Origin of the sequence: Bacillus sp. ME78 (genome assembly GCF_903970865.1) — a bacterium.
GTDB lineage: Bacteria > Bacillota > Bacilli > Bacillales > Bacillaceae_G > Bacillus_A > Bacillus_A cereus.
On the sequence record NZ_CAJCKK010000001.1, the window covers coordinates 632839 to 645383 of the forward strand.

The window sequence follows — 12545 nt, forward strand, 5'->3', positions numbered from 1 at the left end:
CTCCCTTTTTCATATATAGATTATTTTTCTGTTTCTTTAATTTTAGTTTGTACTTCGCCAGTTTTAATTTTATTGCTTTCTGAGAAGCGTAATAAATCGCCTTCAATAATTTTGTCAGACATTCGTAATTCATTTTGGGCACGTTTAATGAGGGCTTGAGCTTCTTTTTTTGGTAAATCTACAATTTCACCTGTTATACGGTCGTAGAAAGTGTTGTTTTTGTATGCATACTTATCTGTAACGAAGCTACCATCACGTAAAACAACAAAGCCAGTATATTCATCTGAAAACATATCATGGCCAAAACGAATATCATTCGTAGAATCAACACCTAATAAATTTAGAATAGTAGGTTTCATATCGATTTGTCCCGTAGGCTTTGAAATAGTTTGACCTTCTGTTTGTCCAGGAATATGAATATATAAAGGCGTACGTTGTAAATTTAAAGTATCAAATTCTGTTATTTGCTCTTTTTCTAAAAACTGTGCCATTGCACGATTATGTTTTTCGGAAATACCATAATGATCACCGTATAACACAATAATAGAATCATCGTAAAGCCCCTCGGCCTTTAGACGTTCAATAAATTTTTTAATTGATTCGTCTAAGTAACGTGCTGTTACGAAGTAACGATCAAATACGCCATTACCAGAGTTGTATGGTTCAATGAATTTTGTATCTTCATCATACGTAAATGGATAATGGTTTGTTAAAGTGAGGAAACGAGCATAGAATGGTTGATTAACAGTTTTTAATATATCTACTGATTGATCAAAGTATTCGATATCTTTTAATCCCCAATTTAAATTTGTTTCTGGTGTAATTTTGTAATCAAGCTCATTATAGTAACGATCATAACCAAGAGCAGAGTACATGATATTACGATTCCAAAATGTTGCGTTATTCGCATGGAATACAGAAGTGAAATAACCTTGCTGACGTAAAATTTCTGGAGTCGCAGTATAATCATTGTTACCGTGTGTGAAGAATACAGCCCCTCGATTTAATGGATACAACGACGTATCGATTAGAAATTCAGAATCGGATGTTTTCCCTTGACCAGTTTGATGGAAAAAGTTATCAAAGTAATAACTTTCATTTATGAATTCATTTAGGAATGGTGTAACTTCTTGCCCATTGACTGATGCTCCTATTAAGAAGGTTTGCAAGGATTCAAGAGTGACTACAATTACGTTTTTTCCTTTCGCTACACCAAACATATTAGGGTTTGGCTCGCTTTGGTTTGCTTTTACGTAGTTTTCAGTTTCTTGTAATTTACTACTATCAGCAAGCGCTTTTTGTGAACCGGCTTTTACTTGCAGTGTTAAGTCATATACTTGGTGAGTATATAAGCCTAAATTTTTGACAAGCATTACTCGGTCGAATGATCTCGTTAATAATTCGGGGCGCTCTTTTTCTGCAAGATGTAGATTCGCAAAGAATACACCAATTGTTAAAAGAAAGTATAACAAGCGTGTAGAATGAGTTACACGTTCGGTTTTAAAGACCAATGATTTCTTTTTTAATAAAATAAAGAAGAAAACAATGTCTACGAATGCGAGTATAATTTTGTAGTTTAATATTTCTATAATACTGCCGCCTAATTGTCCAAAGTTTGAGGTTTGTCCAAGTACTGGTAATGTAACGAAATCACTATAAAAATCATAGAACATTACATTTCCAACGAGTACGATTGTTAATAAGAAATTAATACATAGCGCTATATAATTTCGCTTTTCACCAGTTGAAAATAATGCTAATCCAACAAATGCTAATGATGCGGCTAGAGGACTAATAAACAAAATAAGCTCTTGCGTTGAAGACTCGATTTTTAAATCAAAACTGAATCGCGTAATAAGATATGTTTTTAACCATACTGCTAAAGCCATTATTATAACAAAGCTTATATTTTGCATTTGTAAATTTATTTTATTCTTCATTTTTACACCTTCTTTATACAATTTATTTAACTGAAGTTATATATTATGTTTTTATAACTATTAGAGTGTAATGAACCATTTAGACTCTGTTTTTTAAAGGGAATAATTTGAAGTATTCACATACATACAATGGGGATTTTTAAAGCGTAGTAGCATAAATATAACTCTTTTTGAGAAACGGGCAGAACAAGTCATAGTTGTAGTGAAATTGACTTATAGACATCCTACCATATTAAACACTATGATGATGTTACAAAATATCGAACAAATGAAAGTGAAAATGGATAGAGACTTTTAAAACTGTTGACATTCAATTTATTAGAATTGAATACCAACAGTTTTAAATATGTAGTTATATTACATATGTATCTTGTAAAATTCCGATTTTTTGTCGGTTAATCATTAGCCGGGAAGGATAGGAGGGCTTATTAATATATTTTTACTATATAAGTAAAGTGTTTTGAAATTAGGAATATTTGACTAGAATCTTAATGATAGAAATTAAATGTCAGATAAGTACTTTCCAACATACAGACCACTTGCAGCTGCTTGAGATAATGAGTGCGTAACGCCTGAACAATCTCCAATTAAAAATAGCCCATGTATACTAGTTTCAAAATGATTATTAATTTTTATCGTAGGAGCATAGAACTTTCCATCAATTCCATATAGTAAAGTATGTTGATCAATAGGTTCTTGTATAAATTGTTCTAAACGTAATAAAAATTCTTTGAGCCCTTCAATATATAATTGAGGAATTTCTTGATTCAAATCTCCATAATCCCCCTGTAGTGTAGGCTGTATACGGCTATGTTCCATGCTGTTTTCCGCCGTAGGTTGTTTCTTTAGTAAGTCCTCTAAGCGCTGTATAACAATCCGATCTCGTCCTTGGTTAATGCCTTTAATAATTGAACTTGCGTATACATTTGCTTCTTTGAGAGTTGGAAAATAGCGAGGAATAAATAAAGTGAAATTTAAATTAGAAGTGCCAGTTCCTTGCTCTCGAAAATTTTGACCGTCAGGCATAACTAAACCTTCTTCGTACTTTCGAATGATGCGTCCTTTTGGATTCATACAGTAAGTAGTTGCTGTGAAATGCTCACCTTGATAAGAAAGTTTTGTTTCAAAAGTATCTTTTAATATAGAACGTAATTGATGTTCTTTCATTTCTACTCTAATCCCTAAATCTACACGTGTTTGCTCCTGAGAAATATTTAGGGAACTGCACATTTCTTTTAACCAATCGGCCCCAGAGCGCCCAGTTGCAAATACTAGTTGCTTAGTTTGAACTGTTCCTTGATTTGTATCTATTGTAAAATGATCTTCCTGTTTCAGAATATGTTGTACATCTATATGAAATTGGATCTTTATTTTCGTCAGTAAAAATTCATAGAGCTGCTGAAAAATGTTACTGGAAAGTGTAGTACCAAGATGTCTTACTTCTGTTGTTAGCATTTGTAAACCACACGCTTCAGCTCTCTTAGTGAGACTTGAATTTTCAGTAGAATATTTTGAAACCGAACTTCCACCAAACTGACATAGAATTTCATCTACTTCAGCCATGAGTTGTATAAAACCCTCTTTACCGACTTTTTTCTCAAGTTCTCCGCCAAATCCGTTTGTATAATTAAATTTCCCTTCAGATTTGCCTAAACCACCAAACCCGAAATATTTATCACATGTAGTACAATTACACACTTTTCCTTCGTCTAAAGGACAATGGCGATCTTCTAGCGCTTTACCTTTATCAAGAATTAAAACTTTTTTGTTACTTTTAGCTAGTGAATAAGCCATAAAAATGCTACTTACTCCAGCGCCGATAATCGTAACATCATACATATTCTTCCACCTGCTAACGAATAGTTTGTTTTTTATTTTTCTAGTGTATAACAATTTTATGAAGTTAAGAAATAGCTTTTATTAATAAAGTGGGAGTTTTTGAACTTGATGCTTTATTAATTTCTACGAGTGGTGGAGTAAATACAAAAATTTTTATTTGAAAGAAGAAACAGTTTAAAAAATAACTATGTCATATGATTAATAACATCTTACATAGAAAAAAACAGACCTTTTAAGTGAAGAGGTCTGTTAATGATTTTAAATCTTATTTAGCAAACACATGATTACCAATTACTGCTACTGTTTGACGTGTCGTAATCCACTTGTCCGTTGATGTTTTTGGATTGTAGAAATAAATCCAGTCTGAATCTACTCCATTTGTGGAGATAGCCTCTTCTACAGCCATTTTTGCTTCTGCACTTGCAGGTTGATTAATTCTTCCATCTGTAACAGGAGTAAATGCATATCCGTATTTAATAGGTTCATAAATAACGCCTGTTATTGTATTTGGAAAACCTTTTGCATTTACACGATTTAGTATAACTTTGGCTACTGCTACTTTTCCTTTATAGGATTCGCCACCTGCTTCAGCGGTAACTAAGCGTGCCATTAAGTCTTTTTCTTTTTGTGAAATACTTGAGTTGATTTTTAAATGTTGTCCTGTATAAAGCTTGTTTCCGACTGTATTGTTAATTTGTTTTATAGATTGGACAGTGACATTGTAACGCTTTGCTATCGTTTCTAATGAATCTCCCGGTTGTACTTGATAAATAATTTGTTCAGAAATGTTCGCAGGCTTGGCGTTTTGAGGAACAGTGATTTCATTTGATTTCACGGACCCTGGAATATGTAACTGTTCGCCAATAAAGGTTTTATCGTTTCCTTTATTATTAGCCTGTTTAATGGATTGTATTGAAACTCCGTATTGTTTACTAATGCCCCAAAGTGTATCGTTCTTTTTTACTGTATGAATGGTAGAAGCTTCAGCTGTACTTTGACTACATACGAATGTAATTGCGGCCGCAGATAAAGGAATTATATGTTTTATTTTTAGTAATTTCATTGTAAATCCTCCTAAGAAAAAATTAAGGTGAAACGATTAAGTAATGTAGTTTGAAATGTGTATATGCGTAATATATTAATGTAAGTATATTAGCACATATAAAATAAATAATCACTATAAGTTTCATATTCGTTTAGTGTAGAGTCAGAATATGAAATATTGCATATGAAAATACATTGAAGTTCATATTTCTGATTACTATAATCTATTTAGTAGAAAGGGAATACGTTATAGAATTAATCATTATAGATTAATATAATGATTAATAATTATTAATAGGAGGATTGATGTAATGAAAATATTTCAAAAAATGTGTGCGTCAACTGTAATCATTACAACACTTTTAGGAACAGGAGGCACTATCAATAGTGTATATGCTGATTCTATAGAACAGCAGAGTAAATTAGGGATAGAACAAGAAACAGATAAGCAAATCATTGTAAAATTTAAAGCGAATTTGGATTTGCCATATGAAGATGGTATTGAAAAACAAATACAATCTCAAACGAATGATAAAGTAATAAAAGATCTTTTGACAGAATATCCAGATGTAACATTTACTCGTTTATTCACATCTGTAAGCCCGGAACAAATACAAAACCTTGAAGTGAAAGCACCTAATCATGTATCTACAAGTCTATTAAACTACTATATTCTTCAAAATCAAAATAGTGGGTATGAAGAAGAAATAGTAGATAAGTTAAAGGCATCTTCTTTAATAGAAGATGCGTATATGAAGAAACAAGAGAAAATAATGCCACCTGAAGTGCAATCATCAAGTGTAGCTCTTAATCCTAATAACAATCCTAGATTTAAAAAACAAGGTTATCTTGAAGCAGCCCCATACGGTATTAATGCGCCTTTCGCCTGGGGAATTCAAGGCGGTAATGGAAATGGTATTACTTTTGTTGATATGGAATACGGATGGCTATTAAATCATGAGGATTTATTACATCAAAATATTGAATTAATGTCTGGAAGAAATATAAATCAGCATGTCGGTCATGGGACGTCTGTACTAGGAATTGTATCCTCTGAGGACAATGAAGTCGGGAATATTGGGATTGCGCCAAAAGCGAAAGCAAAGGTTATCTCTCAAATAAGAGATAACGGACAGTATAATACGGCTGATGCAATATTAAGCGCTGTAAATCAGTTAGAAGCTGGGGATGTTTTATTATTAGAGGCGCAAGCATCCTTTGATGGATATGGTGATAAATATTTACCTGTTGAAGTACAACCAGATATTTTTGATGCAATTCGTGCTGGTACAGATAAGGGAATTGTAATTATAGAGGCTGGAGCAAATGGGTGGAATGATTTAGATCAGTTCAAAGATAGAAAGGGTAAGCAAGTCTTAAATCGTAATAGTAAAGATTTTAAAGATTCGGGTGCAATTATGGTAGGAGCTGGCTCTTCATCTTTCCCTCATGAACGTATGTGGTTTTCGAATTATGGAAGCCGTATTGATGTGTACGGATGGGGAGAAAATGTAGATACAACTACAGCCGAGCAAAGTAGAAGTGCTGTAAATCTTTATACTTCAAGCTTTAGCGGAACATCTAGTGCTTCGCCAATTATTGCTGGGGCAGCGACTTTAGTACAAAGCATTGCTAAAGAACATTTAGGACAACCATATAGACCAAGTGAACTAAGAGCAATATTAAGCAACCAGAGCACAGGAACAAAATCTAAAGATCCATATGCAGATAAAATTGGTGTTTTACCAGATTTGAAGTCTATACTAGTAAACTTAGGTTATGAACAAAGAAAATCAAACGGTGGAAATGAGTTACAAGTAACAGAAAATGAACCAAACAATGAGCCTAGACAGGCAAATAAAGTTAACTTTCATACACCGGTGAAAGGAACGCTACATACTAGTGATAGAGTAGATGTATTTACTTTCCAAATTGACTCGCCGGAAAATATTAATATTTCTCTACTAAATGAACAAAATATCGGAATGACATGGGTACTTCATCATGAATCAGATTTAAATAACTATGTAGCATATGGTGAAAATGAAGGAAATGTAGTTAAAGGAACTTATAATGCAAAGCCAGGGAAATATTATTTATACGTCTATAAATATGAGAATAAAGATGGTTCATATGTATTGAACATAAAATAAGCAAAAGGAACTTCAGATGAAGTTCCTTTAAATTTTTCTAATTTAGTATATGTGAATGATTTTTTAACTTTACTTCTATGCAATATTTCATATTGATGAAATGTTATTTATTTTTTATGAACTAGCTTATATTATATTCAATAAGTTTGATGTAAAAACAGAAAAAGTGAGGGATAATAATGAGCAATAAGAAGTTAATTTTGAAATTATTCATATGTAGTACAATATTTATCACATTTGTATTTGCTTTACATGATAAGAGAGTAGTTGCAGCTAGCTCTGTTAATGAGCTTGAAAATTGGTCAAAATGGATGCAACCTATACCTGATAATATCCCGTTAGCACGAATTTCAATTCCAGGAACACACGATAGTGGGACGTTCAAGTTGCAAAATCCGATTAAGCAAGTGTGGGGAATGACGCAAGAATATGATTTTCGCTATCAAATGGACCATGGAGCTCGCATTTTTGATATAAGAGGACGTTTAACAGATGATAATACGATAGTTCTTCATCATGGGCCATTATATCTTTACGTAACACTGCATGAATTCATAAATGAAGCGAAACAATTTTTAAAAGATAACCCGAGTGAAACAATTATTATGTCTTTAAAAAAAGAGTATGAGGATATGAAAGGGGCAGAAGGTTCATTTAGTAGTACGTTTGAAAAAAATTATTTTGTTGATCCTATCTTTTTAAAAACAGAAGGAAATATAAAACTTGGAGATGCTCGTGGGAAAATTGTACTACTAAAAAGATATAGTGGTAGTAATGAATCTGGAGGATATAATAATTTTTATTGGCCAGATAATGAGACGTTTACCACAACTGTAAACCAAAATGTAAATGTAACAGTACAAGATAAATATAAAGTGAATTATGATGAGAAAGTAAAATCTATTAAAGATACGATGGATGAAACGATGAACAATAGCGAGGATTTAAATCATCTATATATTAATTTTACAAGCTTGTCTTCTGGTGGTACAGCATGGAATAGTCCATATTACTACGCTTCTTATATAAATCCTGAAATTGCAAACGATATAAAACAAAAGAATCCTACAAGAGTAGGCTGGGTAATTCAAGACTACATAAATGAAAAGTGGTCACCATTATTGTATCAAGAAGTTATAAGAGCGAATAAGTCATTAATAAAAGAATAAAGATGATGAGAGTAAGAAGCGATAAAATATATCGCTTCTTTTTCTTTTCCAATAACCAACAATAGAAATTGTACTTTTATAATAGAAAAAAATAAAAACATAAGATATAATCATATATATATAAAATTTGTACCTATAAATTTTATATATGTGAATGAATTTGATTTGTTGTAATGAAATGGAGGTATATACTATGAAGTTTCCACATGATTTTTTATTCGGAGCTGCTTCAGCTTCTTATCAAGTAGAAGGTGCATGGAATGAAGATGGAAAAGGTGTTACGAATTGGGACGAGTTTTCAAAAATTCCTGGCAAAACATACAATGGAACAAATGGTGATGTAGCTGTTGATCATTATCATCGATATAAGGAAGATGTTCGCTTAATGGCTGAGATGGGATTAGAATCGTATCGTTTTTCTATTTCTTGGGCGAGAATATTGCCGACTGGAGATGGAAAGGTAAATGAAAAAGGGATTGAATTTTATAACAACTTAATTGATGAATGTTTAAAATACGGGATTGTGCCGTTTGTCACTTTATATCATTGGGATTTACCATTACCGTTAGAAAAAGATGGTGGATGGACGAATAAAAGAACAGCAGAGGCTTTCGTAAAATATGCAGAAACTTGTTTTAAGGCATTTGGTGACAGAGTTAAGCATTGGATTACTTTTAATGAGACCGTAATGTTTTGTGGATTAGGTTATTTAAAAGGTGCACATCCACCAGGAATACAAAATGATGTTCCAAAGTATTTTCAAGCGACTCATTATGTATTTTATGCACACGCGAAAACAGTTGCGGTGTACAAGCAGCTGAAACAATATGGTGAGATTGGGATTACACATGTTTTCTTACCAGCTTATAGTGTGGATGATCAAAAAGAAAATATACAAGTAGCAAATCATGCGAATGAATATGAAACGTATTGGTATTATGATCCAATTTTAAAAGGCGAGTATCCGTCTTATGTTGTACAACAATTAAAGGAAAAAGGATGGACTCCTAATTGGACGGTTGCAGAATTAGAAATCATTAAACAAAATGCAGAAGAAAATGATTTTATTGGCTTGAATTATTATCAACCAATACGAGTAGAAAGATACGATATGGATATAAAGAGTGAGGAACATTCTCGAGAAAACTCAACGCTTGCTCCAGGTAACCCTTCTTTTGATGGTTTTTATCGAACAGTTAAAATGGATGATAAAACATATACAAAATGGGGATGGGAAATATCTCCCGAAGGTTTCTTAGAGGGATTGCATATGTTGAAAGCGCGTTACGGTGACATAAAGATGTATGTAACGGAAAATGGACTTGGTGATGAAGATCCAATCATTGACGGAGAAATTGTAGATGTTCCGAGAATTAAATTTATTGAAGCGCATTTAAAAGTAATGAAGCGTGCAATTGAAGAGGGAATTAACTTAAAAGGTTATTATGCATGGTCAGTGATTGATCTTTTAAGTTGGTTAAATGGATATAAAAAGCAATATGGCTTTATTTTTGTCGATCATAATGATAACTTAAAACGTAAGAAGAAACTTTCGTTTCATTGGTATAAACGTGTGATCGAAACGAGAGGGGAAGAGTTATAACAGATAAAAGAGTATTTTAGGAGAAAGTGTATGAGTGCAAAGTATAAACAAATTGCAGATGTGTTAGAGCAAAACATTCGAGATGGGCTTTTTAATGAAACGAAAAAACTACCTACAGAAGAAGCGTTGATGAATCGATTTGAAGTAAGCCGTAATACGATACGTAAAGTAATTAGTCAGCTTGTGAATAGAGGTTATATTTTTCAAGTGCAGGGTAGTGGCATGTTTTTACGCGAAACTTCTGTAACAGATTACATTAATTTAGGAAGTTTACGTGGATTAACGAAAAATCTTGTTTCACAAAATATTGAAACGAAAGTGTTAGAGCTGGAAGTAATAGATGCGGACGAAGAGATAGCGAAGCGGATGCAATGCGAAGCTGGAACTAGGTTGTATTTTTTGAAGCGCTTAAGAATTGTAGATGCTAAACCATTCTCTATTGAAGTAAGTTATTTCAAAAAGGATATTATTCCATATTTGAACGAAGAAATAGCATTAAGCTCTGTATACAGTTATTTCATTGAAGATTTACGATTAAATATTGGTTTTGCTGATAAAGTTATTAGTTGTGAAAAAGTAAATAAAGAAAATGCACAGCTTTTAGAATTAAATGAAGGTGATCCGGCGCTTCTTATTGAAAATACAGTGTATCTTGTAAATGGAACAATTTTTGAGTTATCTCAGTCGATGTTTCATTATGAAAAGGCGAAACTTTTAAATCGAATTAATTTTAAATGAAAAATTATCGTGTGAAAAAAGCAACTGGTCCTAAGTGATCAGTTGCTTTTTATTTTTTTAAGTGGATGAGCAAAAAAACACGAAAGTGGTTGGTCCGCTTTTTGCAAACATCTATTATGATAAGAGAAGAAAGGTAGTATGTTATCAACGTTTTAAAGAGGAAGGTTTTTATGTAAGTTCTTTAATTAAAATAGATGGGTCTTAGAGAGGTGAAAAGACAATGAGTTTTGCAATTTCACTAGTCGTTATTATTGTAATTGTATCGCTATTTGGGACTGTACTAGTTGCAAGAAACGTGGAGGAGAATTACGGTAAGTCTACAAAAAGAAATGTGAAAAACTTATCTGCAATCTATATTCTTCTTCTTTTTGTTCTACTGGCCGGGGTAACATGGTACGCGGTAATGATTTAATAGTTTGTAAAAGAACTGAAATGAGAGTATGAAGTTGGAATTTCAGAAGCTATTGAGTAATCAGAAAAAGAACCATTTTGGATATATCCATTTACGGATAAGAAAATGTGACTAATTAATACTATTTTTACGGTGAATACTGTTAGTGAAAAATGAGGATAGTTCGTTTTGAAAGGAGGAAACTAGATGGAATGGAAACCAAATCGTGCAGATAAGACACCTGTATATAAACAAATTGCTGATTATATTGAAAGAGGCATTTCTTCAGGTGAATTTCCTTCTGATAGTAAGTTACCTTCTGAGCGTATATTGGCAAAGGAATTACAGGTGAACCGGAGTACAATAGTAGCTGCGTATGAAGAATTAAAATCACTTGGAGTAGTAGAACGGCAAAAGGGAAGCGGAACACGGGTTAATACAGACATATGGGGTGTCTCACATAAACGAATACCGAACTGGGGTAGGTACGTGGAGGATGGATCGTTCTTACCTAACGTACCACTCGTTCAACAAATTCGAACGGAAACACAAAAAGATGATTTAATTAATTTAGCGAGTGGTGAACTGTCACCAGAATTAATTCCGAGTGATAGATTTCGAACAATTTTGGCGGAGAAAACATTTATGGAAAATCTCGGCTATGACCATCCACTTGGAAATGAGATGTTGAGAAAAACAATTGCAGCACATGTTCAGCAATATAAACAAATTGAAGCAGATTCAAGCTCTATTCTTATTACGTCTGGAGCACAACAGGCGCTTAATCTTATCGTTCAATGTTTATTAAAACCTGGCGATGCGATTGCGATTGAAGATCCGTCATATTGTTTTTCGCTTCCAATGTTTAAATCGGCCGGTTTAAACATATTTCATTTACCTGTTGATGAGCATGGAATGAATCCAGATGACTTAATCGATTTGCACAAAAAGCATCGCATTCGTATGGTCTTTTTGAATCCAGATTATCAAAATCCAACAGGTACTGTGCTTTCATTAGCGAGACGTAAAAAAATTTTAGAACTGTCTTCTGAGTTCGGTATACCAATTGTAGAAGATGATCCGTATAGTTTAATTTCTTTTAATGGAGAAGTGAACCCGACATTAAAATCAATGGACCAAAATGGAAATGTTCTTTATATAAGTTCATTATCAAAAATTGTTGCATCAGGATTACGTATTGGATGGATAATTGGTCCTACACGTGTAATTGAGCGTTTAGCAGATGCAAAGCAACAAGTTGATTTTGGCCATAGTGTATTTACGCAGTGGGTAGCAAATCAATTTTTAGAATCAAAGGATTTTCATACACATATTACGATACTTCGTGGACAATTGAAGCAAAGAAGAGATGAATTAATTGCAGAGCTTGAAGGAACATTGGGAGACCGAGTTGAATGTTTCGTGCCAGAGGGTGGAATACATGTATGGTGTAAAGTGAAAGGAAAGTTTGATGAATATCACTTATTAGGTGAATCTATACGGAATGGTGTCGCATTTGTTCCGGGCAGTGTTTTAGGTTCGAAAAATGAATATATACGATTTACGTTTGGTAGAGCGAATATAGAACAAATTCAACTTGGAATTAAACGGTTTGCCGACACGCTAAATGAAATTTCATAATATGGATGTGTGATAGTGAAATGAGGG

At 33.0% G+C, this 12545-nt stretch carries 9 protein-coding genes; 6 read left to right on the plus strand and 3 right to left on the minus strand.

The genetic code is table 11. The annotated features are described in order from the left end of the window. Positions 1-20 precede the first annotated feature (20 nt). The 3 genes from H6481_RS03365 to H6481_RS03375 all read right to left on the minus strand — a co-directional run bounded on the left by H6481_RS03365 (position 21) and on the right by H6481_RS03375 (position 4842). The gene (locus tag H6481_RS03365) at positions 21-1940 is read right to left on the minus strand and encodes an LTA synthase family protein (RefSeq protein ID WP_000791042.1); all 1920 of its coding nucleotides are present in this window, start codon (positions 1938-1940) and stop codon (positions 21-23) included. A gap of 501 nt (positions 1941-2441) precedes the next feature. Beyond that, on the minus strand, positions 2442-3779 hold the full coding sequence (locus tag H6481_RS03370; protein ID WP_023522822.1) for an NAD(P)-binding protein: 1338 nt from the start codon (positions 3777-3779) through the stop codon (positions 2442-2444). Positions 3780-4044: 265 nt separating this feature from the next. Further along, entirely contained in the window at positions 4045-4842 is a 798-nt protein-coding gene (locus H6481_RS03375) for a cell wall hydrolase (protein ID WP_000771003.1), read from the minus strand. Positions 4843-5134: 292 nt separating this feature from the next. On the opposite strand from H6481_RS03375, the gene H6481_RS03380 reads away from it, so the two are divergent. From H6481_RS03380 to H6481_RS03405, 6 genes are all read left to right on the plus strand, one after another. Continuing rightward, on the plus strand, positions 5135-6976 hold the full coding sequence (locus H6481_RS03380; RefSeq protein WP_000689202.1) for a peptidase: 1842 nt from the start codon (positions 5135-5137) through the stop codon (positions 6974-6976). A 179-nt stretch (positions 6977-7155) separates the two neighbouring features. Beyond that, positions 7156-8145: a phosphatidylinositol diacylglycerol-lyase gene (gene plcA, locus H6481_RS03385; protein WP_000066296.1), complete on the plus strand. Its 990-nt coding sequence runs from the start codon at positions 7156-7158 to the stop codon at positions 8143-8145. Between the two features lie 193 nt (positions 8146-8338). After that, positions 8339-9748, plus strand: coding sequence for a glycoside hydrolase family 1 protein (locus H6481_RS03390; protein ID WP_182811018.1), 1410 nt, complete (start codon positions 8339-8341; stop codon positions 9746-9748). 30 nt (positions 9749-9778) lie between these two features. Then, positions 9779-10486 carry a GntR family transcriptional regulator gene (locus H6481_RS03395; RefSeq protein WP_001274912.1) on the plus strand — a complete coding sequence of 236 codons (708 nt, stop codon included), beginning with the start codon at positions 9779-9781 and terminating at the stop codon, positions 10484-10486. 220 nt (positions 10487-10706) lie between these two features. After that, positions 10707-10898, plus strand: coding sequence for a hypothetical protein (locus H6481_RS03400; RefSeq protein WP_000006458.1), 192 nt, complete (start codon positions 10707-10709; stop codon positions 10896-10898). Between the two features lie 186 nt (positions 10899-11084). Beyond that, a complete protein-coding gene (locus H6481_RS03405) occupies positions 11085-12518 on the plus strand; it encodes a PLP-dependent aminotransferase family protein (protein ID WP_000454956.1) in 1434 nt (477 codons plus the stop codon). The last annotated feature ends 27 nt before the right edge of the window (positions 12519-12545 follow it).